Source organism: Qipengyuania sp. ABI-127-1, assembly GCA_022953095.1.
Taxonomy (GTDB): domain Bacteria; phylum Pseudomonadota; class Alphaproteobacteria; order Sphingomonadales; family Sphingomonadaceae; genus Qipengyuania.
The window spans coordinates 182046-202674 of record JALJCR010000002.1; the positions used below are offsets into that span (position 1 = coordinate 182046).

The window sequence follows — 20629 nt, forward strand, 5'->3', positions numbered from 1 at the left end:
GCGCATGGGAATAGTCTAGGCCCGGGATAGGCGAAAATGGAAGGGCTATAGGTGGAGGAAGGACCCCTTTTTACGGGGTTATGTTGCAGTGAGGACGCACTTTTTCATGGATTTCCAAAGAATAAGGCGGCCGGATCGCTCCGGCCGCCTTCTCGATATCTAATCTGCCGGATTGGCGGAGATGGATCAGGCGCTGTAATACATGTCGAACTCGGCCGGGCAGGGCGTGGTTTCGACACGCAGGACCTCTTCCCATTTGAGTTCGCAATAGGCATCGATCTGATCCTTGGTGAAGACGTCACCCTTGAGCAGGAAGTCGTGGTCCGCCTCGAGGCTTTCGAGCGCTTCGCGCAAGCTGCCGCAGACGGTCGGAACGTCGGCGAGCTCTGCCGGGGGCAGGTCGTAGAGGTTCTTGTCCATCGCTTCGCCGGGGTGGATCTTGTTGGTGATCCCGTCGAGGCCCGCCATCAGCAACGCGGCATAGGCGAGATAGGGGTTGGCCATCGCGTCGGGGAAGCGGAATTCGACGCGCTTGGCCTTGTCGCCCGCACCGTAAGGGATGCGGCACGAAGCCGAACGGTTGCGCGCCGAATAGGCGAGCAGCACGGGCGCCTCGAAGCCCGGAACCAGGCGTTTATAGCTGTTGGTCGTCGGGTTGGTGAAGGCGTTCAGCGCCTTGGCGTGCTTGATGACACCGCCGATATAGTAGAGGCAGTTTTCGCTCAGGCCGCCATACTGATTGCCGGCGAAGGTGGGCTTGCCGCCGTCCCAGATCGACATATGAGTGTGCATGCCCGAGCCGTTATCGTCCTTGATCGGCTTCGGCATGAAAGTCGCGGTCTTGCCATAAATATGCGCGACCTGGTGCACGACATATTTGTATATCTGCATGTTGTCGGCGGTTTCGACCAGCGTGCCGAAGGTCACGCCCAGTTCGTGCTGCGCGGCCGCCACTTCGTGGTGGTGCTTGTCGCAGGGCAGGCCCATTTCGATCATGGTCGACACCATTTCGCCGCGTATGTCGACCGCGCTGTCCACGGGCGCCACCGGGAAATAGCCGCCCTTGGCGCGCGGACGGTGGGCGAGGTTGCCGCTTTCGTATTCCTTGCCCGAATTGGTCGGCAGCTCGATATCGTCGATCGCGTAGCCCGAACCGGCATAGCCGTCTTCGAAGCGGACATCGTCGAACATGAAAAATTCGGCTTCCGGACCGACATAGACCGTATCGCCGACACCCGTCGACTTGAGATAGGCTTCGGCGCGCTTCGCGGTCGAGCGCGGGTCGCGGGCATACCATTCGCCGGTGGAGGGTTCGACGATGTCGCAGAAGACGATCAGCATCGGTTCGGCGCTGAAGGGATCGACATAGACGCGGTCGAGATCCGGCTTCAGGATCATGTCGCTTTCATTGATAACCTTCCAGCCGGCGATGGAGGAACCGTCAAACATCAGGCCGTCCTCGAGTTCGTCTTCGCCGAGTACGCTCGCGACCATGGTCAGGTGCTGCCACTTACCCTTGGGGTCGGTAAAGCGCAGATCGACCCACTCGATGCCTTCGTCCTTGATCCGTTTCAGGACGTCGCTTGCACTTGCCATTGGTATTGCCTCCGTTTGAACTGGAATTGCGGTTGCGGGTTATCCCCGCGAAAACTCAGATTGCGTCGTCGTCTTTTTCGCCCGTGCGAATGCGCAACGCACCTTCGATCGGCGAAATAAAGATCTTGCCGTCGCCAATACGCCCGGTCTGGGCGGCGGCGGCGATTGCTTCCACCGTCCGGTCGGCAGTGCCATCGGGGACCACGACCTCCAGTTTCACCTTGGGCAGGAAATCGACAACATATTCGGCGCCGCGATAAAGCTCGGTATGCCCCTTCTGGCGCCCGAAACCCTTGGCCTCGGTCACGGTGATGCCGGATACGCCGATTTCGTGCAGCGCCTCCTTCACCTCGTCGAGCTTGAACGGTTTGATGATCGCTTCGATCTTTTTCACCTGGCGGTGTCCCCCGAGAGTTTAGGTACCCGTATCGCACGTGACTTACGCATCGCGCTCGCCCGTGTTCCAAGAACCGTGCCAAACGCGCAACGGGCGGATTTGCGTGGATCGGATAGGAGTGGATGGGCAATGGTGCCCGAAGAGCGGACAGGCGGTGCCTGTTTTTTAGGCACTCGGCAGCCGCAGGCCCGCCGTTTCCGGCAAACCGCACATCAAATTGAGATTTTGCACCGCCGCCCCGCTGGCGCCCTTGCCAAGATTGTCGAGCCGCGCGACGAGGCGCGCGTTCCAGCCGCCCGCATTGCCGAACACGAACAGTTCGAGGCCATCCGAGGGTGCGGCGTCTTTCTCGAGCAGGAGTTCGCCGACCGGAACCTTGCCATGCACCGTCACTACCGGCGAGCCTTCGTAGAAGCTGGCAAGCGTATCGCGCAGGCTGTCGGCATGCGGATCACCTTCCATGGCGCCAAGGTGTAGTGGCACTTCCACGATCATGCCGCGGAATGCCGAAACGACTGAGGGCGCGAACAGGACGGGATGGTCAAGCCCGGCATGCGCCTTCATTTCGGGCAGGTGCTTGTGGGCCAGATCGTAGCCATAGGCGCGAAAAGCGGGCGCTCCATCGGCTTCGAAACGCTCGATCAGGGCTTTGCCGCCGCCCGAATAGCCGCTCACGGCATTGACGGTATAGGGCCAGTCGGCGGGAAGAAGACCTTCGCGGACCAGCGGCGCGACGAGAGCCAGGAAACCGGTCGGATAACATCCGGGATTGCTTACCCGGCGGGCGTCGGCGACCCGCTCCCGCCCGACCAGTTCGGGGAAACCGTAGCACCAGCCTTCGGCGGTGCGGTGGGCGCTCGATGCGTCGATCACCCGCGTGCCATTTGCCGGATCGATCAATTCCACGGCCTCGCGCGCGGCATTATCGGGCAGACACAGAATGGCGATATCGGCTTCGTTCAACGCTTCGCGCCGCGCGCCGGTATCCTTGCGCTGCGCATCGTCGAGTCGGAGCAGCGTAAATTCGCTGCGGCCCCCGAGCCGTTCGGCGATTTCCAGGCCGGTCGTGCCCGCCGCCCCGTCGATGAAGATCTTATGCGTCACTGGCAGGGGCCAGCGCGCCAAGCCGGACATACCCGCTCGGGCCTTTGGGGCCGCAGGCGATCCATGCCCAGTCACCAGCGCAATCCAGCAATTCGATTTCCGCGCCCGCCTCGACCGTGGCGCCGGTATCGGCGTCATCGCGCATGGCGAGCTTCAGTGCGACAGGCTGTGGGCCGATTTGCCGCATATGCGGAATGACATAGTGGGCGGCGAGAAAGCTCTCGGCCAGGGCGATATGTGCCAGATCCCCACGCAAGGGCAGCGTTCCCGGGGCGGGCCTTTCGACCCGGCCTTTCAATCCGACAGTCTTTTCGGGAAGAGAATAGCTGGCTGGAACAGTCACGCTGTGTGAAGAATCCGGTTGTGAACGTTGCGGGCGCTTAGCCTTGCTGCGCTGTTCAGGCAAGGCAACGCCGTTCAGCCTCCCCCGAAACGATCGCGCAGCATATGCCAGGCGGCACGCAGTCCATAGGCATCCCCGCCCTTGGGGCGACCGGGCCTGGCGACCGGGCGCCAGGCGAAGGTATCGAAATGTGCCCAGTCGATCCCTTCGCCCACGAATTTGTCGAGGAACAGACCTGCCACGCTGGCTCCGGCAAACGAATTCCCGTGCGCATTTTGGATATCGGCAATGTCGGAATTCAGCCATTCACGATAGGCATCGGGCAGGGGCAGGCGCCAGGGTTCGTCGTCATGCGCCTTTCCGGCCCTGATAAGCGCCGCGGCGGTAGAATCTTCGCGAGTCATGAGCGCGGGATAGTCCGGGCCGAGCGCTACGCGCGCCGCCCCGGTCAGCGTAGCGAAATCGATGATGAGTTCGGGTTTTTCCTCGCTTGCACGTTGCAGCGCATCGCCCAGAATCAACCGGCCTTCGGCATCGGTATTGCCGATCTCCACGGTCAGCCCCTTACGGGATCTGAGCACATCGCCAGGGCGGAAACTGTTCGCGCTGATTGCGTTTTCGACTGCCGGAACCAGCAGGTGCAACCGCACGGGCAGCCCCGCATCCATGACCAGCCCGGCCAGCGCGATCGCATGGGCCGCACCGCCCATATCCTTTTTCATCAGCAACATGCCGGAGGAGCTTTTGACGTCCAGCCCGCCGCTGTCGAAGCACACGCCCTTGCCCACGATCGCGAGAACCGGATCGCCTTCCTTGCCCCAGGTCAGGTGCATGATACGCGGTGCGTGATGGCGTGCGGCGGCGCGGCCCACGGCGTGGACCATAGGGTATTCCTGCTCCAGGGCATCGCCCTTGGTCACAGTCAGGCTGGCCGAATTCTGTTTTGCCAGCTTTTCGCATTGCTCCTCCAGCGCAGCAGGCCCCAGGTCCTCGGCAGGCGTGTTCACAAGATCGCGCACGAGGCACACGGCCCGCGCTTCCGCCAGCGCGTTGTCGATAGCGCTCACCTCCTTGGTCAGCAGGACACGCGGCCCGACCGGTCGTTCGGGTTTCTTATACCGGTCGAAAACATATTGGGCGGTCTGCCAGCCATGAAGCGCCGGTCCGGGTTCGCCATCGGCGCGGCGATAGATCCCCTCGGGCAGACTTTCGGCCAGCTTTGCCATGCACCAGCTCGAAAGGTCCTGTGGATTGGCCACGCCGCCCACCGCGAACCAGCCATCTTCCCCATTGTCCTTCGCCGGAACGATGCCGACCTGATATCCGCTACCGTCGAATCTCTGCGCCTCCAAAGCCGCGCGCTGACCGGCAGAGAGCTGCTTGATCCACTCGGGGAAGCCCTCGCGGTTGACGAGGTGGATCGAAATCGCCTCCTGGCCCCGGTCGGGCTGGATAAGCGGTTGGTTGTCGGCCATATTCGGACGTGTCCCTGTAATAATCGTATTCGTAAAGGAAACCGCGATGCGTGCGCCCCTGTTCCTGATTTCGCTCGCCCTGTCGAGTGCGGCCTGCTCCGATCGTGCGGAGTATGCGGAGACGGCAGAAGGCGCGGATCCCCAGAGCAGCGACGCTCAGGCTCTTGCATCCGCAGGCGCGATAGCGACGGCCGAGGCGCGATCCATCGCGGAGGAGACGGAGCGATACGATTTCGCCTATTCCTGGCCCGCCGAGGCAGCCGCCGAACCGAAGCTCTCGGCCTATCTGCAAACGAAGGCCGACGGTGTGCTCGAAGAATTGAAGAAAGATTCCGATGAAGACTGGGACGCGGCGCAAGGACAGGAATGGACGCCGCGCCAGCACAGCACCTCGGTAGAATGGAAAGTCGTTGCCGACATTCCCGGCTATCTCAGCCTGTCGCGCCACCTAGCAACCTATTCCGGCGGAGCGCACGGCATGTATGGTGTACAGGCGCTGGTCTGGGACCGCGAGGCGGAAAAGGCAATGAAGGGGATCGAACTGTTCACTTCGCCCGTCGCGCTCGAGCAGGGCATCGGCCAGCGCTTGTGCGATACCTTGAACAAAGCACGCGAAAAACGCCGCGGCATGGAAGTCGAGGAGGGCAGCGACGACATATTCGACAAATGCCCCGGGCTCGACGAAGCCAGCATTTTGATCGGATCTTCCAATGGCAGGACGTTCGATCGCATTTCGGTTTATTTCGGACCCTATGTCGCGGGCGCCTATGCCGAGGGCGATTACGAACTGGACTTCGATGTGACAGCCAGTGTGATCGACGCGGTGAAGCCGGAATATGCGGATGCCTTCAGCGTCCGCGGTTAGGCATCTCGCAATCGGCGGATAAAGCGCCTATGTGGGCGGGATGACCGAATATCAGGTAATCGACGCGGACGAGACCGTCTATCGCGACGGCACGATCAAGCTCCATGGGCCGGAAGGCTTCGAGGGAATGCGCAAGGCAGGTCGCCTGGCGGCCGAAATCCTCGATGAACTGACCAGCTTCGTGAAGCCGGGCGTGACCACGGGCGAGATCGACGACAAGGCGCGGACCATGATGCTCGATGCTGGCGCGGTGCCTGCAACCATGGGCTATCGCGGTTACACGCATAGCTGCTGCACGTCGATCAATCATGTGATCTGTCACGGCATCCCTTCGGACAAGGCGTTGAAGGAAGGCGATATCGTCAATATCGACGTGACGCCGCTGCTCGACGGATGGCACGGCGATACCAGCCGTATGTTCTTTGCCGGCGAACCCTCGATCAAGGCCAAGCGGCTGGTAGAGGTCACCTATGAATGCCTGATGCTCGGGATCGAGGCAGCTTCCAGGCCAGGCGCGCGGCTGGGCGATATCGGCGCCGCGATCGAAGCGCATGCACGCCAGTTCCGTTATGGCGTGGTGCAGGAATTTTGCGGTCACGGTTTGGGCCGGTTGTTCCATGATGCGCCTGAAGTGATTCACGCCGCACGCGCGGGCACCGGGCCGGAACTGAAGGCCGGAATGTTCTTCACCATCGAACCGATGATCAATGCCGGGCGGCCCCATGCCAAGATTCTGCGCGATGGCTGGACGGCTGTGACCCGCGACAAATCGCTGTCGGCTCAGTTCGAACACTCGATCGGCATCACCGAAACAGGCGTCGAAATCTTTACCGAGAGCCCCAAAGGGCTGCACAAGCCGCCATACTGAAGAAGCGTGGTCGGGCGGACGGGCGTTCGCCAATCACCCTTCGCGCACGGAACGGATTGCGGCGCCCGCAACGAAGGGCGTCACCGCGCACAGGCCCAGGCTGATCGCGGCGGCCAGGGCGATCCCGCCATCGCCGGTGGTCGAAAGCGCTCCGGCCCCGAAAATCAGAATGGGAACGGCCAGCGGGATCACCATCAGACCGGCCAGGGCCGCTCCTCCGCGCAGGGCTGCGGTAAGGGCTGCCACGGCGAGGCCCACGGCAGCGAGCCCGGGTGTTCCGGCAAGCAGGCCGAGCAGAACCGTGCGGGTCGTGGTGCCATCGAGGCCCAGTAATCCGGCTGCGGGAAGCGTCGCGAGAAGCAGCAAGGGGGCGAAAGCCAGCCAATGCGCCAGCAAGCGCACGGCCATGACCAACTCCTCGCTTATGCCCCGCAGGTGCAGCTGATCGAAAACCCCGGCCTCGAGATCGCCCGACACCAGTTTCTCGAGCGGGAGAATCGCTGCCAGAAGGGCGGCTACCCAGATCACACCGCCTCCGGTACGGGCGAGCAATTGCGCGTCCGGCCCCACGGCGAAGGGGTAAAGCATCGCTACGGCAAGAAAGAAGAGCAGCGGCAGAACGCCGCCACCGCCACGCCCGCCGGGCAGCAGCAATCCGAGGTCTCGTCGCAGAAGCGTGCCGATCATGCGGCGAACTCCGCCAGCTCGACTCGGCTCGGCGAGGGGAGGGCGATATGCTGGTGTGAGGCAACGATGGCAATCCCGCCACCGGCGCAGTGCTGTTCGATCAGCGCCTCGAAGGTTTTCTGTGCCTGGCTGTCGAGTCCGTTGAGCGGTTCGTCCAGCAGCCAGATCGGACACCCCCGGTTGAGCAGGCGGGCCAGCGCGGCGCGTTTCTTCTGGCCTGTGGAAAGATAGCGTACCGGCACATCCATCAACGGTCCAAGCTGGAGCAGTTCCAGCGCGCGCCCGGGTTCTCGGCAGCCATCGATCCGTTGCCAGAAAGCCAGCGCCTTGCCGAGTGAAAGGTTCGCATCGAGCGCGAGCCGTTCGTCCACCAGACCCATGGTGCCCTTGCGATCCACTTTGCCGACATAGGGTCGCAAGAGACCGGCAAGGATGCGCATGAGGCTGGATTTGCCTATGCCATTCGCGCCGGTGATATGACACGCATCCCCCGCCCTGCATTCGAGCGAGAGGGCACGAAACAGCAGCCGCTCCCCGCGGCGGCACGCTATATCCTTGGCGACGAGGCGAGCTTGCATGGGCAGGGGCGATAGGCAAAAGCGCCCCCAGCGACAAGGAAGAGGAGATTCGCGCGCATGACCGTCGAGCAATTGACCGCCGAGGAACGCGATAGCTGGCTGAGCGGGCTGAAGGGCTGGGCGCTTACGCGCGAGGGCAAAGCCATCCAACGCACCTTCGAGTTCGGCGACTTTTCCGAAGCTTTCGCCTTCATGACTCGCGTTGCGATGATTGCCGAAACGCGCGACCATCATCCCGAATGGTTCAACGTCTATAACCGCGTCGAAATCACGCTCACCACGCATGATGCGGATGGGCTGAGCCGACGCGACGTCAAGATGGCGCGCAAGATCGACGCATTACTGGCCTAGCGTCCCCTCGCGCGGGCGCGGCCCGAGATCGTAGAGCAGGCATTCGTAATACAGGCGGGCGCGGCCCTGTGCGGCGGCGCCGGGTGTCGTCCAGCGGCTGTTCTCCCGGGTACATTCGGTGTCGGCGCGCGCCTGTTCTTCTGGCGTGCGCTCGCCCACTTCGGGTCCTCCGATCAGCGGATAACTCTTATATTCGCGCTGCGGCGCGGCGAAGAGCAGGCGGAACGCATCGAGCGCCATCGGATGGTAAAGCGTTCCGTGCGTTTCGCTCTCACCCGCATCGACGAATGTCCAGGCAAGGCCGTCGGGCGCCGACGCGCGCAGCGCATCGACCAGCCGTTCGGTCCCCTCGCGGTGCCAGTCGCCTTCATTGGCGGTGGTGAGATAGAGGCGACGCTCTCCCTCCGGGTGCTGCGAGAAATACTGGGCAGCTTGCTTGCCGTATTTCATCTGCTCCCACCACATGCTGGGCGAGATGGCGATGTAATCGTCGAACAGTGTCGGTTCCTCGAGCAGGGTTTCCACCACGAACAGCGCGGCAAGCGATTCTCCCATGATCGCGTCGCGCCCACTGGTGCGGAAACTCGCCTCGACCAGCGGCTTCAGCTCTTCGCGCAGGAAACGGCGATAACTGGGCGATCCGCCGGGCGTGGCCCGCAGAAATTCCTCATAGGGCTTCGGATCGGCAACCGGCGGCGACAATTCCTGACGGCGGTTCACGCTTTCGATGCCGACGAGGATGAACGGTTCGAACGACCAATTCATATCGCGGCTCTGCGCGATGCCGGCAATGTGCTCGAAATCCTGGTCCGGCCCGCCGTCGAGAAGATACACCACCGGATAGCGCCTTTCCGGCTCTTTCTCGTATCCGGTCGGAATTCGCACAGTTATCTTGCGGCTTTCCCCGTCCAGAACGCCGGTTTCGACCGTATAGGTCGTGGCGACCGTGAGCGGCTCGCCACCGGTGAGCTGCGCGGAGGCGGGTAAGGCGAGCGCCAGCGCAGCGGCAGCGCCGAAAACGGAAAGCAATCGCATGTATATGGCTCCGAAAGGCGTTACTGGCCCAGCGGGCGGAACGAAGAACGCGTCTGCTTGCGAACCCGGCCGGGCAGCCAGCGCGCGGCGAAGGCCATGGTCTTCGCGGTTTTGCCAACAGTGGTGTGGAGCTTTTCGCCATGGACTGCAGCCCAGGCCGCGGCAGCGACTTCCTCGACCGGCGTTATCTCCAGTCCCGCGTCCCGCACCCGCTGGCGAATGCCTTCGTTGCTGCGCGCGTTGGGGTTGTGGTCGAGCAGCGGGGTGTCGATGAAACTCGGCATCAACGAGCGGACGTTGATACCATCCTCGGCCCATTCGCCATCGAGGCTTTCGGTGATCGCGCGCACGCCGAACTTGGTCGCGGAATAGACGCTGGCGCCCGGCGTGCCATAAATGCCCGCCGCGCTCGCGGTGTTGAGCAGACAGGAACCGGGCGCGGTTTTCTTGAGGTGCGGATGCGCCGCCTGCGCACCGAACAAAACCCCTTTGAGATTGATGTCGAGGCAGCGCTCGATCTCTTCGGTGCTGTTTTCCAGCAGCGATCCGCCAAGCGGAATCCCGGCATTGTTGAACACCACGTCGATCCTGCCGCCGGTCGCAACCGAGAAGGCTTCGAGCGCTTCGTCCCAGGTCGCGCGGTCGCGGACATCGAAGACATGCGAATAAACGAAGCCGTTGCCGATCTGCTCTTCGGTTTCGCGCATGCCCGCCTTGTCGATGTCGCCAAGGCCGACGAACCATCCGCGCGCGCCGAAATAGCGCGCGACCGCCTGCCCGATCCCCGAACCGCCGCCAGTGATGAAAATCGCTTTGCGATCGCTCATGTTTTCTCTCCCTCCAGCGGCTCTACAGCGCCGCGTTGTTGTATGTGTGCCAGGTGAAGATGGCCATCGCGCCGCGATGGGGCCGCCATTGCTCGCCTAGGGCTCGCGTTTGCTTCTCGCTCGGTCGCTCCGGCAGGGCGAGAAGCCGACCGACCGCTTCCTGAACGGCCAAATCGCCTGCGGGCCAGATGTCCGGACGGCCTTCGGCGAACAACAGATATATCTCCGCCGACCAGCGCCCGATCCCCTTGATCCTGGTCAATTCCGCAATCGCTTCTTCGTCGTCTGCCGGCAGATCTTCGAGGCATATTTCCTCATTGGCGATGAGTTCGCATAGCGATCGCGCATAGCCCTGTTTCTGCCGCGACAGCCCGCACGCCCTTAAGGTGTTGAAATCTCTCGAAAGTAATTCCCGCGCGGGCATGTCTTCGCCCAGCTCTGCTTCGAGCTTGTTCCAGACCGATGCGGCCGCCGCCACGCTGACCTGTTGGCCCACAATCGTACGCAGCAAAGTCTTGTAGCCGATCGGACGGATGCGTTCTTCGGGATAGCCGCAACGCTTGATCGCTGCGGCCACCACCGCGTCGCCCGCAGCGACAATATTCAGATGCTCGCGCAATTGTGCATTGGTTAGCCCCATGGCGAGTGAACTTGCCTTCCCCGTCGCGATTGAATAGCAGCGCCACGCATAGGTTGGGCCAGTGGCCCTTTGCAACCGAGGATAGACGTAATGCCCAAACTGATCGTGACCACCCGCGAAGGCGAAACCAGCGAAATCGATGTCGCCGACGGCCTGACCGTTATGGAAGCGATCCGCGACAACGGCTTCGACGAACTCCTCGCATTATGCGGTGGCTGCTGTTCCTGCGCGACCTGTCACGTCCACGTCGATGCGGGTTTTGCCGACAAGCTCCCCGAAATGAGCGAGGATGAGGACGATCTGCTGGAATCGACCGACCACCGCGTAGCTACGTCGCGCCTGTCATGTCAGATCCCGTTTACGGCGGAACTGGACGGCTTGAAGGTTACGATCGCACCGGAGGACTAATGGCGTCTGTTCGCGCCTGACTGCGTCAGGCGCTGCGCCCTGTCCCATCTCGCTCCCCCTCCCGGCCACCCAAGGCATGGTACTCCATGGGTGGCCGGGAGGGGCGGGCTGGAACAGCAAGGTCGGGACGGATGTCCTGACCGCACTCAACAAGAACACCGGCAGGCGCGCGGGATGGAACATCCACGGGCCGGGCGGATGTTCGGGGCGCAGGTAACAAACACTCAATCCCCCTTTCCGCCCTGCAAGCGCTTGTAGTTTGCGCTCGCATCGGGGGCGCACTACCTCCGCATTCATGACTACAATTCCCGTACGCGAGCAGACGCTCGACCTCATCGGCAATACGCCGCTCGTCCGCCTGGAGGGGCCGAGCGCGGAAGCCGGTTGCGATATCTTCGGCAAATGCGAATTCGCCAATCCCGGCGCCTCGGTAAAGGACCGCGCAGCGCTTTACATTATCCGCGATGCGGAAGAGCGGGGCGAATTGAAGCCCGGCGGTACGGTGGTCGAAGGCACGGCCGGCAATACCGGTATCGGCATCGCGCTGGTGGCCAATGCGCTGGGCTATCGCACGATCATCGTAATGCCCGACAACCAGTCGAAGGAAAAAATGCAGACCATCCGCGCGCTGGGCGCGGAGCTGGTCACTGTCCCCCCGACCAAATATGCCGACTGCAACCATTTCCAGCACGTCTCGCGCCGCATGGCTGGCGAGATCGACGGCGCGATATGGGCGGGCCAGTTCGACAATACGGCCAACCGCAAGGCGCATATCGAGACGACCGCTAAGGAGCTGTGGGACCAGCTCGAGGGCCGGATCGACGGTTTTACCTGCGCAGCCGGCACCGGCGGGACGATCGCCGGAGTCGGGATGGGGCTCAAGGAACTGGACGAAAACGTCACCATCGCGCTGACCGATCCGCACGGCGCGGCGCTGTATAACTATTTCGCCCATGGCGAGTTGAAGGCGGAAGGATCTTCCGTGGCGGAGGGTATCGGGCAGGGGCGTATCACCGCCAATCTCGAAGGCGCGCCGATCGACACGCAATTCCGCGTCTCCGATGAGGAAGGCCTGGATTGGGTGGCCCGCCTGCTGCGCGACGAAGGGCTGTGCCTTGGCCTGTCCAGCGGCATCAATGTTGCCGGAGCGATTGCGCTCGGCAAGAAATTGGTCGCCGAGGGGCGCGAGAATCCTCGTGTCGCGACGATCCTGTGCGACACGGGTTTTCGCTATCTTTCGACGCTTTATAACGCGGAATGGCTGGCGGCGAAGGGCTTGCCGGTGTTTGACTGGTTGCAAACCGACGATTGACTGATGGGCGGGGCTCCCTAGGTTCATGCGCGTGCACCAATTCTTCGATATGAGCCGCAAGCCGCTGGTTGGCGACCTGCCCGACGTGCCAGGCAACGATGCGCGACGCGAACGGACGGTGCAGCGGCTGCAGATCGGCATCACCGGCATCGTCATGATGATCCTGCTGATCGGGCTGGCCAGCATCGTTCAGGACCGCGCGGCCGAAACCGACGCGACCACCGTACCCGCTGCCGCGCCGACGACCGAACCGACGCAGGCCGCTCCGCAGAACGATCCGCTGGTCGAGGCAGGGGTGGTGCCCGATCTGCCGGTAGAGCCGGATGTAACCGCCACCGCCATTCCCACATCCGGCCCGCAGACCGAAGACGATGTTCCAGCGGCTCAGAACTAGGGCGCTGCTGTCCTTTCTCGCGCTGCTGGCTGCTGCCTGTTCGGCAGGGCAGGCCGATCGCGAAGATCCGTCCAAACCCCGCTTGGGCCTTTTCACGAGCATACCGCTTTACTGGGGCGAGGGCGAAATCGGTACTTTCATCGATGGTGAAGGAAAATCCGACTGGGTGCGCGCGGAACTCGAAACGCGCTTTGAACTGGTTCCCCTCGATACACTCGAGCAAGACGCGCTGGCAGGCCTGGACCGCGTAATCCTGGCGCAGCCCAGACCGCTTGCGCCGTCGGAAAACGTTGCGTTCGACCGATGGGTGGCAGAAGGCGGAAAGGCAGTGATCCTCGCCGATCCGATGCTGACCCGGCACACGCGCTATCCGATCGGAGACCGGCGCAGGCCGCAGGATGTGGTTCTGCTTTCGCCGATCTTGTCACGCTGGGGCGTGGAGCTGCAATTCGACGAGGATCAGCCTGGCGGCGAGAGAATGGTCGAAGTCGATGGCCGGGGCTTTCCGGTGAATTTGCGCGGCCGATTCATCCGCAAGGATACCGGGACGGCGGATCGGGCGTGCCAGCCTATGGGAGACGCGCTGTTCGCCCGGTGCGTGCGCGGGCGAGGGTCGGCGGTCCTTTACGCCGATGCCGCCGTGCTCGATTGGGAGGGGGGCGACCCGGTTCCTTCGGCACGCAGGGACGCGCTCTGGCATCTTCTCCAGCCACTGGTGGATGAACAGCGCGACCTCGCGCAGCCGGATGAAACCGCCGACGCGGCCTGAGACGGGAAATTGCGGGCGAAGCCCGGCGGCCCGTCCCGAACACTTGACCGATTCCTTGAAAACACGCGCTTTTCCAAACCTTTCGTTAAGGAATTGGTAGGGTGTTCAAGAATGTCGGCAGGAAAAATAGCTATGCAAATCAGAGTCTTGTCAGCTTTTCCCGTAAAATCCCGCAATTTTCCCTTCCATCCCCACCTCTCTCGCGGTAAACCCGGACCACATCGGACAAGCACTGTCTATGCGCGCCCGGCCCGCAGGCTGGGCGGCTCGCCCGCATGCTCGGGCGGGTGCGGAGAAGTCTTGTCTGCTGGGGAGGTAAGAAAAACCGATTTCGGGGTTTGGGTACAGTGTCTTTCGGAGGGTATAGCGGACAGGCCTATTCGCCCGCGGGCGACAAGGGTCGCTTCGTGCTTCCGCCCCTCTTCCGCAAAGCGGTCAAGGAAAGCAGCGACGGGCGCGTTCTGTGCCTGATGAAGCATCCGACATGGACCTGTCTGGTTGGCTTCGGTCTGTCCCGTAAGCCCGAACTCGAAGCCCAGCTCGACCGCGAAGAGGAAATGGCGGTTCGCCTCGGGAAAGACTTCGATCGCGATACCCGCTCCAGCCAGCTCTTCGGTTTTCAGGAAATGCCTTTCGACGATAGCGGGCGGTTCGTCATGCCCGACCATCTGCGCACGCTCGGCCAGATCGAGGGCGGTCTCTATTTCCAGGGCGGCGGCCGCTTCTTCACCCTGTGGAACCCGGATGAACTCGGCAAGATGAGCGACGATTGGGCGGGTGCCAAGGCGGCCTGCGAGAGCTTCCTTGCCGACGCAAAGGCGAAAGGCAAATGACCGGCGCCCCGCACATCCCCGTCCTGCTCGACGAAGTGATCGAGGCGCTCGATCCGCTGCCGGGCGACGTCGTGATCGACGCGACCTTCGGCGCGGGCGGCTACACCCGTGCGCTGCTGGATCGCGGCGCGACCGTCCATGCCTTCGACCGGGATCCCGACGCAATTGCCCTGGGCCGCACCTGGCGCGAAACGGGGGACAATCCCCCGCGCCTCATTCTTCATCCGCACCGCTTTTCGGAGATGCTCGACGTCATGACATCGAGCGGTGTCGCTAAGGTCGATGGCGTGGTGATGGATATCGGCGTATCCTCGATGCAGCTCGACCAAGCGCATCGCGGTTTTGCCTTCTCCGCCGATGGCCCGCTCGACATGCGGATGAGCCAGGACGGCCAAAGCGCCGCCGATTTTCTCAACACCGCCGACGAGTCGGCCATCGCCGATATCCTCTATACCTATGGCGAGGAGCGCCAGTCGCGCCGTGTTGCGCGCGCGATCGTTGCTGCGCGCCCGCTGGAGACGACCGGCGAACTGGCCCGCGTGGTACGCAAGGCCTTGGGTCACAAGCCGCATGACAAGAAAGACCCGGCTACCCGCACTTTCCAGGCCATCAGAATTCACGTGAACGGCGAGCTCGACGAACTGTCCCAAGGATTGTCGGCTGCCGAACACCTGCTGTGCGAAGGGGGCCGCCTTGCGGTGGTCAGCTTCCACAGCCTCGAAGACCGGATCGTCAAGCGCTACCTGCGCGAGGCGTCCTCAACCCCGAGCGCCTCGCGTCATGTCCCTATGGTTGCGCAGGACGATCCGGTTTTTTCGAGGGTCTCCAAAGCGATAAAGCCGACAGATGCAGAAATCGAGCGCAACCCGCGTTCGCGTTCCTCGGTTCTGCGCTATGCAACGCGCACGGCGACGCCTGCGCGGGAGGCAGCATGATGGTCGGCGGGTCGCGCATCAGGCAGATCGGCTGGGCACTGGTCCTCGGCGTGTGTTTCGCGCTGCTCCTCGCGCTGACCTTCAAGGTCAATGCGGTGAAGAGCGATGTGCGTCTGGCCGAACGCCAGATCATTGCCGCGCAGCGTGCCAAGCTCATGCTCGAAACCGAATTCGAGACGCGCGCCAGCCAGCAGCAACTGTCCGACTGGAATGCCGTCGAGTTCGGCTATTCTGCGCCGCGCGCGGATCAGTATCTCGAAAGCGAGCGCCAGCTTGCCGTATTAGGCGCTCCGCGGGGTATCGACGCGCCGACACCGGTGCGCGTCGCGCTCAGCCGCCCCGAACCGGAAAGCGAGGGCCTGTTCGCCGAGTGGATCGAGGATGGTGATGCGGGAGCCGAAGGCCAGCGTCCCGAGCTCCGGGAGCTTGCTGCGGCAGGCGGTCTCGCAGAGCGCCTTGCGAGCCCGGCAGTCGGCATCGCCACGGTCGCGGAGGTGAGCCAGTGAACGCTTTCTCCGGCTTCGGCCCCGCCGTGGCTGCGGGCAGGAGCGGGCAGGGGGCGGTGAGCATGGCGGTCGCCTCGGGCCGGGTCCAGCTTGTTACCATCCGCCATCACTCGCTCACGCTCGCGCGCTGGCGTGTGCTCTGGATTGCGCTGGGGTTCGCCTTCGTGGCGCTGATGGCGCTGGTGCGGATCGGCTATCTCGGCATGTCTGATCACGGTATGCGCGGTACCTCTCTGGAAGAGGCATTGCTCCCGCCGCGCGGTGAAATCACCGATCGCAACGGCGTACCGCTCGCACGTGCATTCCCGGCCTATGCCTTGTGGTTCAATCCCAAGGCGCTGGGTGAGGAGGGCGCCCCTCTGGTGCGCGATCCCGGCACCGTTGCGGCCAAGCTGAAGACGATCTTTCCCGATCTCGACGAGAAGAAGGTTGTCGCCCAGCTCGCTTCGGGCGAGCAGGGCTACATTCGCCGCCGGGTTCTGCCGGAAGAAGCCAATCGCGTTCAGGAAATCGGCGAGCTCGCGCTCGAAATGCCGATGGAGAACGATCGTCACTACCCGCAAGGGTCAATGGCCGCCCACGTCCTCGGCTATGTCGCCGCCGATGGCAAGGGACGGGTGGGGATGGAGCAGGTGCTCGATGCGCAGCTGTCCAATCCGGCAACCCGCGGCACGCCGGTGGCGCTGTCGATCGATTCGCGCGTCCAGGGCGCGCTGGAAGACGAGTTGCGCCGCGGTATGAAGCTGGTTCAGGCGCAGGGCGGGGCCGGAATCGTGCTGGATGTCGATACTGGCGAGGTGCTCGCGCTGGCATCGCTGCCCGAATTCGATCCCAACAAGATCGACGCGCGCGGCCAGAGCCTGATGTTCAACCGCGTGACCAACCAGGTCTATGAACTCGGTTCGACCTTCAAGCCGCTGTCGGTTGCCGCGGCGATCGATGCAGGCGTAGTCCGCAATCTCGGACGCCGCTGGGATGCCAGCCCGGTCAAGGTCGGCCGCTTCAGCATTCGCGACAGCCACGACATGGGCGACGACCTCAACGTGGTCGAAACGCTGATCCATTCCTCCAACACCGTTACTGCCCGCGTCGTCGACGAACTGGGCCCAGAACGGATGCGCCGCACCATGATCGATCTCGGAATGAACGAGCGACCCTATATCGAGCTTCCGGCCAAGGGTTTCCCGATCTGGCCGGGTGAAAAATGGCCGCGCCTGCGCTCGATGACGGTCGGCTACGGTCACGGGATCGCGGTCACCCCGCTGCACCTCGCCAGCGCCTACGCGGCAATGGTCAATGGCGGCATCTGGCGGCCCGCTACGCTCAAAAAACTCGGCCCCGGCGAGGCGCCCAAGGGCCGCCGCGTGTTCAAGGCCTCGACGTCGAGCCGGATGCGGCAGATTTTGCGGGCGATCTCGATCTACGGTACCGGCAAGAACGCCAATGCGCCCGGCTATCGCGTGGGGGGCAAGACCGGATCGGCGGAAAAGCCCGGCGGCAAGGCGGGTTATCGGCGAACGGCACTGGTTTCGACCTTCGCCGCGGCCTTTCCGATGGATCGGCCGCGCTACGTCGTTATCGCCATGCTCGACGAACCGCGCGGCACCCTGGCCAGTTCCTACCAGCGGACCGCCGCCTGGAACGCGGCGCCCATTGTGGGCCGCCTGGTTCCGCGCATCGGCCCGCTTATCGGCGTGCGCCCCGACGATACGCGCGACGTCGATATTTCCGATATCAAACCGCTGATCCCGGAGGCGAACAAGTGAAGCTTGCCAAGCTCTGCGTCGCAGCGGGATATCCCTGCGATGCCGATATCAACGTGACCGGTTTCGCGATCGACAACCGCAAGGTTGCGCCCGGTACGGTGTTCGGAGCCTTTCAGGGCTCGCAGGTCAATGGCGAGGACTTCATCGACGCCGCGATCGAGAGCGGCGCAGTCGCGGTGGTCGCCCGGCCCGGTGCGAAGGTCGAAGGTGCTATCCATATCGCCGACGATACGCCGCGCCGCGCTTTCGCCGCTTTGGCTGCTCGATATTTCACGCCGGTGCCGGATCATATCGTCGCCGTCACGGGGACCAACGGCAAGACCTCCACCGTCGAAATGACGCGGCAGATCTGGCGCATGGCGGGCGAGCGCGCAGCAAGTATCGGGACGCTGGGCGTGACCACGCCGGATGAAAGCGTCTCGACCGGGCTGACCACGCCCGACATCGTCACCTTCCTGTCGAACCTCAGCGGGCTGGCGCGCGAAGGCGTGACCCATGTGGCCTATGAGGCTTCGAGCCACGGCCTTTCGCAATATCGCAATGAGGGTGTGGCGGTGGAGGCTGCCGGTTTCACCAATTTCAGCCGCGACCATCTCGACTATCATGCCGACATGGAAGAATATTTCGCGGCCAAGATGCGGCTGTTCGACGAAGTCGTATCCGACGGCGCAACTGCGGTCGTGTGGATGGGCTCGGGCGAAAGCGGCTGGAACGCGCGTGCGGTCGAACATGCGTCAAAGCGCGGACTGGCCATCATGACCGTGGGCGAGCAGGGCGAGGCAATCCGCCTGACCAAGCGCGAGCCAACTCAACTCGGCCAGTCGCTGACGGTCGAACATGACGGCAAGAGCCGGACCATCAACCTGCCGCTGATCGGTGCCTATCAGGTTTCCAACGCTCTCACGGCTGCCGGTCTTGCCTTGGCGACGGGTGTCGATGCCGGGCTGGTATGGGATGCGGTTGCCCGTTTGCAGCCAGTGCGCGGAAGGCTCGAACGCGCGGTGATCGCGCCTTCGGGGGCTCCGGTCTATGTCGATTATGCCCACACGCCCGACGCGCTCGAAGCAGCGATCGCGGCGCTGCGTCCGCATGTCGATGGCAGACTGATCACAGTGTTCGGTGCGGGCGGCGACCGCGATCATGGCAAGCGCGCCCCCATGGGTGAGGCTGCCGCCAAGGCCAGCGATGTGGTTGTCGTTACCGACGACAATCCGCGCGGCGAAGATCCTGCGGAAATCCGCCGCCAGGTGCTTGCCGGAGCGCCGCAGGCGCGCGAAGTTGGCGGACGTCGCGAAGCCATCCTCGCAGCCATCGCCGAAGCGGGCGCGGACGATATCGTCCTCGTCGCCGGCAAAGGACATGAAACGGGTCAGATCATCGGATCGGGAGAAAACATGCGGGTGTTGCCCTTCGACGACGTCGACGTCGCGCGCGAATGCGCTGCTGAAATAGCCGGAGGTGCCGCATGAGCGCGGCGATCCTGCGCCATCCGGCCTATGTCGAATGGCCCGCCGATCCGCGCGACCGGCTGCCGCTGACGCTGTGGGATGCGAAGAGCATCGCCGAAGCGGTGGGCGGCACCGCCAGCCATGATTTCCAGGTTGCCGGTGTCGAAATGGATAGCCGCGACGTGGTCAATGGCGATCTGTTCGTCGCTCTCAAGGGCGAGGCGATGGATGGCCATCGCTTTCTCGACAAGGCTTTCGCCAATGGCGCTGCCGGGGCAATCGTCGACCGCCCGGTCGAATGGCCGCACATTCTCGTCCAAGACACCAGCGAGGCACTCGAGGCGTTGGCGCGCGCGGCCCGCAGTCGCGCCGAAGCGACAATCATCGGCGTGACCGGATCGGTGGGCAAAACCGGTGTCAAGGAAGCGATTTTCGCCAGCCTCGAACGCGCCAGCCGCGGTGCGGCGCACCGTTCGACCCGCAGCTACAACAACCATGTCGGCGTGCCGCTGAGCCTAGCCCGCATGCCCGCGCGCAGTCGCTTCGGCGTCTTCGAGATGGGCATGAATCATGCAGGCGAGATCGAGGGGCTCACGACGCAGGTACGCCCCCATGTCGCGGTCATCACCACCATCGCCCCGGCGCATATCGAGAACCTCGGCAGCATGGAGGCGATAGCCGACGCCAAGGCGGAAATCTTCGCCGGGCTGGAGCCGGGTGGCGTTGCCGTGATCCCCGCCGATACCCCTCACTACGAACAGCTCAGGCTCGCGGCCCTGCGGGTGGGGGCGCGGGTCGTCAGCTTCGGCAGGGCGCGCTTTGCCGACATGCGCCTGCTCGACGCGATTCCCAGCGCCAATGGCGGCAGCCTCGTGACCTGCGAATTCCCCGAAGGACGGCTGTGCTACACCGTTGCCGAACCCGGCGATCACTGGGTGGTGAACTCGCTGGCGGTCATGGCGGCGGTGTGCGCGGCGGGCGGCGATATGGCGGCGGCCGGTCTCGCACTTGCCGAAATGGGCGGCCTCAAGGGGCGCGGCGCGCGCCATGGCATTGACGCTCCCGGCGGAAAGGCGCAGTTGATCGACGAAAGTTACAATGCCAATCCCGCCAGCATGCGCGCCACGCTGGCGCAACTGGCCCAAACGCCTTCGACCCGGCGCATTGCCGTGCTCGGTGCGATGAAGGAACTGGGCGATTTCGCTCCCAAGTTCCACGCCGCCCTGGCCGAGCCAATCATCGAAGCCGATGTCGATTACGCGTTGCTGGTTGGCGACGAGATGCGCGTGCTCGCGCAGGAATTGGGGAAACCGCAGAACACCGCGCTTGGCAAGCCGCTTGCCTACGCGCATTGCGATAGTGCCGACGAGGCGATCGAGCTGCTCGAGGACTTCGGTGTCGTCGCGGGCGATGCCATTCTGGTCAAGGGCTCCAACTCGGTCGGTCTCGGCCGGCTCGTGGATCATTTCACCCGCGTCGGCTGACGCGACGA

23 protein-coding genes are annotated in these 20629 nt (G+C 63.5%); 13 read left to right on the forward strand and 10 right to left on the reverse strand.

Annotation, left to right across the window (positions count from 1 at the left end; translation table 11 throughout):
* Window positions 1-186 precede the first annotated feature (186 nt).
* From glnA to MUY37_RS10315, 5 genes are all read right to left on the reverse strand, one after another.
* Window positions 187-1596 carry a type I glutamate--ammonia ligase gene (gene glnA / locus MUY37_RS10295; protein WP_499195287.1) on the reverse strand — a complete coding sequence of 470 codons (1410 nt, stop codon included), beginning with the start codon at window positions 1594-1596 and terminating at the stop codon, window positions 187-189.
* Window positions 1597-1651: 55 nt separating this feature from the next.
* Window positions 1652-1990, reverse strand: coding sequence for a P-II family nitrogen regulator (locus MUY37_RS10300; protein ID WP_115416173.1), 339 nt, complete (start codon window positions 1988-1990; stop codon window positions 1652-1654).
* Window positions 1991-2158: 168 nt separating this feature from the next.
* Complete coding sequence (gene argC / locus MUY37_RS10305; RefSeq protein WP_499195288.1) at window positions 2159-3097, reverse strand: N-acetyl-gamma-glutamyl-phosphate reductase; 939 nt, start codon at window positions 3095-3097, stop codon at window positions 2159-2161.
* Window positions 3087-3440 (reverse strand): hypothetical protein, encoded by a 354-nt coding sequence (locus MUY37_RS10310; protein WP_499195289.1) that lies wholly within the window; start codon window positions 3438-3440, stop codon window positions 3087-3089. Before MUY37_RS10310 ends, argC begins: the two co-directional genes overlap by 11 nt.
* Before the next feature lie 74 nt (window positions 3441-3514).
* Window positions 3515-4915, reverse strand: a complete 1401-nt coding sequence (locus MUY37_RS10315; RefSeq protein ID WP_499195290.1) for a leucyl aminopeptidase family protein — start codon at window positions 4913-4915, stop codon at window positions 3515-3517.
* A 46-nt stretch (window positions 4916-4961) separates the two neighbouring features.
* Here MUY37_RS10315 and MUY37_RS10320 point away from each other — a divergent pair, with 46 nt between their 5' ends.
* Both MUY37_RS10320 and map read left to right on the forward strand, forming a co-directional pair.
* On the forward strand, window positions 4962-5780 hold the full coding sequence (locus MUY37_RS10320) for a DUF4163 domain-containing protein (RefSeq protein WP_499195291.1): 819 nt from the start codon (window positions 4962-4964) through the stop codon (window positions 5778-5780).
* Window positions 5781-5820: 40 nt separating this feature from the next.
* Window positions 5821-6648, forward strand: coding sequence for a type I methionyl aminopeptidase (gene map, locus MUY37_RS10325; RefSeq protein WP_499195292.1), 828 nt, complete (start codon window positions 5821-5823; stop codon window positions 6646-6648).
* 33 nt (window positions 6649-6681) lie between these two features.
* Here map and MUY37_RS10330 read toward each other — a convergent pair whose 3' ends face one another.
* Window positions 6682-7335, reverse strand: coding sequence for a heme exporter protein CcmB (locus MUY37_RS10330; RefSeq protein ID WP_499195293.1), 654 nt, complete (start codon window positions 7333-7335; stop codon window positions 6682-6684).
* Entirely contained in the window at window positions 7332-7913 is a 582-nt protein-coding gene (ccmA, locus tag MUY37_RS10335) for a heme ABC exporter ATP-binding protein CcmA (protein ID WP_499195294.1), read from the reverse strand. The genes MUY37_RS10330 and ccmA overlap by 4 nt, the downstream gene beginning before the upstream one ends.
* A 57-nt stretch (window positions 7914-7970) precedes the next feature.
* Between ccmA and MUY37_RS10340 the strand changes: the two genes are divergently transcribed.
* Window positions 7971-8264, forward strand: coding sequence for a 4a-hydroxytetrahydrobiopterin dehydratase (locus MUY37_RS10340; protein WP_499195295.1), 294 nt, complete (start codon window positions 7971-7973; stop codon window positions 8262-8264).
* On the opposite strand, the gene MUY37_RS10345 is transcribed toward MUY37_RS10340, so the two are convergent.
* The 3 genes from MUY37_RS10345 to MUY37_RS10355 are packed head-to-tail and all read right to left on the reverse strand — an operon-like array spanning window position 8253 to window position 10766.
* Complete coding sequence (locus MUY37_RS10345) at window positions 8253-9299, reverse strand: alpha/beta hydrolase (protein ID WP_499195296.1); 1047 nt, start codon at window positions 9297-9299, stop codon at window positions 8253-8255. The two genes, MUY37_RS10340 and MUY37_RS10345, sit on opposite strands and share 12 nt — an antisense overlap.
* 20 nt (window positions 9300-9319) lie before the next feature.
* The gene (locus MUY37_RS10350) at window positions 9320-10126 is read right to left on the reverse strand and encodes an SDR family oxidoreductase (RefSeq protein ID WP_499195297.1); all 807 of its coding nucleotides are present in this window, start codon (window positions 10124-10126) and stop codon (window positions 9320-9322) included.
* 22 nt (window positions 10127-10148) lie between these two features.
* Complete coding sequence (locus MUY37_RS10355) at window positions 10149-10766, reverse strand: DNA-3-methyladenine glycosylase family protein (RefSeq protein WP_499195298.1); 618 nt, start codon at window positions 10764-10766, stop codon at window positions 10149-10151.
* A 90-nt stretch (window positions 10767-10856) separates the two neighbouring features.
* Here MUY37_RS10355 and MUY37_RS10360 point away from each other — a divergent pair, with 90 nt between their 5' ends.
* The 10 genes from MUY37_RS10360 to MUY37_RS10405 all read left to right on the forward strand — a co-directional run bounded on the left by MUY37_RS10360 (window position 10857) and on the right by MUY37_RS10405 (window position 20621).
* On the forward strand, window positions 10857-11174 hold the full coding sequence (locus tag MUY37_RS10360; protein ID WP_115416185.1) for a 2Fe-2S iron-sulfur cluster-binding protein: 318 nt from the start codon (window positions 10857-10859) through the stop codon (window positions 11172-11174).
* Between the two features lie 295 nt (window positions 11175-11469).
* On the forward strand, window positions 11470-12486 hold the full coding sequence (locus tag MUY37_RS10365; RefSeq protein WP_499195299.1) for a cysteine synthase A: 1017 nt from the start codon (window positions 11470-11472) through the stop codon (window positions 12484-12486).
* A gap of 25 nt (window positions 12487-12511) precedes the next feature.
* Window positions 12512-12880 carry a hypothetical protein gene (locus MUY37_RS10370; RefSeq protein ID WP_499195300.1) on the forward strand — a complete coding sequence of 123 codons (369 nt, stop codon included), beginning with the start codon at window positions 12512-12514 and terminating at the stop codon, window positions 12878-12880.
* Window positions 12858-13649 carry a motility-associated ABC transporter substrate-binding family protein gene (locus tag MUY37_RS10375; RefSeq protein ID WP_499195301.1) on the forward strand — a complete coding sequence of 264 codons (792 nt, stop codon included), beginning with the start codon at window positions 12858-12860 and terminating at the stop codon, window positions 13647-13649. Before MUY37_RS10370 ends, MUY37_RS10375 begins: the two co-directional genes overlap by 23 nt.
* A gap of 347 nt (window positions 13650-13996) precedes the next feature.
* The gene (locus tag MUY37_RS10380; protein WP_499195710.1) at window positions 13997-14482 is read left to right on the forward strand and encodes a division/cell wall cluster transcriptional repressor MraZ; all 486 of its coding nucleotides are present in this window, start codon (window positions 13997-13999) and stop codon (window positions 14480-14482) included.
* Window positions 14479-15417, forward strand: coding sequence for a 16S rRNA (cytosine(1402)-N(4))-methyltransferase RsmH (rsmH, locus tag MUY37_RS10385; protein ID WP_499195302.1), 939 nt, complete (start codon window positions 14479-14481; stop codon window positions 15415-15417). Before MUY37_RS10380 ends, rsmH begins: the two co-directional genes overlap by 4 nt.
* Entirely contained in the window at window positions 15414-15923 is a 510-nt protein-coding gene (locus MUY37_RS10390; protein ID WP_499195303.1) for a hypothetical protein, read from the forward strand. The genes rsmH and MUY37_RS10390 overlap by 4 nt, the downstream gene beginning before the upstream one ends.
* Window positions 15924-15985: 62 nt before the next feature.
* Window positions 15986-17689 (forward strand): peptidoglycan D,D-transpeptidase FtsI family protein, encoded by a 1704-nt coding sequence (locus MUY37_RS10395; protein WP_499195711.1) that lies wholly within the window; start codon window positions 15986-15988, stop codon window positions 17687-17689.
* The gene (locus MUY37_RS10400; RefSeq protein WP_499195304.1) at window positions 17686-19158 is read left to right on the forward strand and encodes a UDP-N-acetylmuramoyl-L-alanyl-D-glutamate--2,6-diaminopimelate ligase; all 1473 of its coding nucleotides are present in this window, start codon (window positions 17686-17688) and stop codon (window positions 19156-19158) included. Before MUY37_RS10395 ends, MUY37_RS10400 begins: the two co-directional genes overlap by 4 nt.
* Window positions 19155-20621, forward strand: coding sequence for a UDP-N-acetylmuramoyl-tripeptide--D-alanyl-D-alanine ligase (locus MUY37_RS10405; RefSeq protein ID WP_499195305.1), 1467 nt, complete (start codon window positions 19155-19157; stop codon window positions 20619-20621). The genes MUY37_RS10400 and MUY37_RS10405 overlap by 4 nt, the downstream gene beginning before the upstream one ends.
* Window positions 20622-20629: the final 8 nt, after the last annotated feature.

Bases quoted from the DNA above. Each gene is read 5' to 3' on its own strand.
- glnA (WP_499195287.1), bottom strand. From the start codon at position 1,596: ATGGCAAGTGCAAGCGACGTCCTGAAACGGATCAAGGACGAAGGCATC.
- MUY37_RS10315 (WP_499195290.1), bottom strand. From the start codon at position 4,915: ATGGCCGACAACCAACCGCTTATCCAGCCCGACCGGGGCCAGGAGGCG.
- MUY37_RS10320 (WP_499195291.1), top strand. From the start codon at position 4,962: ATGCGTGCGCCCCTGTTCCTGATTTCGCTCGCCCTGTCGAGTGCGGCC.
- map (WP_499195292.1), top strand. From the start codon at position 5,821: ATGACCGAATATCAGGTAATCGACGCGGACGAGACCGTCTATCGCGAC.
- MUY37_RS10330 (WP_499195293.1), bottom strand. From the start codon at position 7,335: ATGATCGGCACGCTTCTGCGACGAGACCTCGGATTGCTGCTGCCCGGC.
- ccmA (WP_499195294.1), bottom strand. From the start codon at position 7,913: ATGCAAGCTCGCCTCGTCGCCAAGGATATAGCGTGCCGCCGCGGGGAG.
- MUY37_RS10340 (WP_499195295.1), top strand. From the start codon at position 7,971: ATGACCGTCGAGCAATTGACCGCCGAGGAACGCGATAGCTGGCTGAGC.
- MUY37_RS10345 (WP_499195296.1), bottom strand. From the start codon at position 9,299: ATGCGATTGCTTTCCGTTTTCGGCGCTGCCGCTGCGCTGGCGCTCGCC.
- MUY37_RS10350 (WP_499195297.1), bottom strand. From the start codon at position 10,126: ATGAGCGATCGCAAAGCGATTTTCATCACTGGCGGCGGTTCGGGGATC.
- MUY37_RS10355 (WP_499195298.1), bottom strand. From the start codon at position 10,766: ATGGGGCTAACCAATGCACAATTGCGCGAGCATCTGAATATTGTCGCT.
- MUY37_RS10360 (WP_115416185.1), top strand. From the start codon at position 10,857: ATGCCCAAACTGATCGTGACCACCCGCGAAGGCGAAACCAGCGAAATC.
- MUY37_RS10365 (WP_499195299.1), top strand. From the start codon at position 11,470: ATGACTACAATTCCCGTACGCGAGCAGACGCTCGACCTCATCGGCAAT.
- MUY37_RS10370 (WP_499195300.1), top strand. From the start codon at position 12,512: ATGCGCGTGCACCAATTCTTCGATATGAGCCGCAAGCCGCTGGTTGGC.
- MUY37_RS10375 (WP_499195301.1), top strand. From the start codon at position 12,858: ATGTTCCAGCGGCTCAGAACTAGGGCGCTGCTGTCCTTTCTCGCGCTG.
- rsmH (WP_499195302.1), top strand. From the start codon at position 14,479: ATGACCGGCGCCCCGCACATCCCCGTCCTGCTCGACGAAGTGATCGAG.
- MUY37_RS10390 (WP_499195303.1), top strand. From the start codon at position 15,414: ATGATGGTCGGCGGGTCGCGCATCAGGCAGATCGGCTGGGCACTGGTC.
- MUY37_RS10395 (WP_499195711.1), top strand. From the start codon at position 15,986: ATGGCGGTCGCCTCGGGCCGGGTCCAGCTTGTTACCATCCGCCATCAC.
- MUY37_RS10405 (WP_499195305.1), top strand. From the start codon at position 19,155: ATGAGCGCGGCGATCCTGCGCCATCCGGCCTATGTCGAATGGCCCGCC.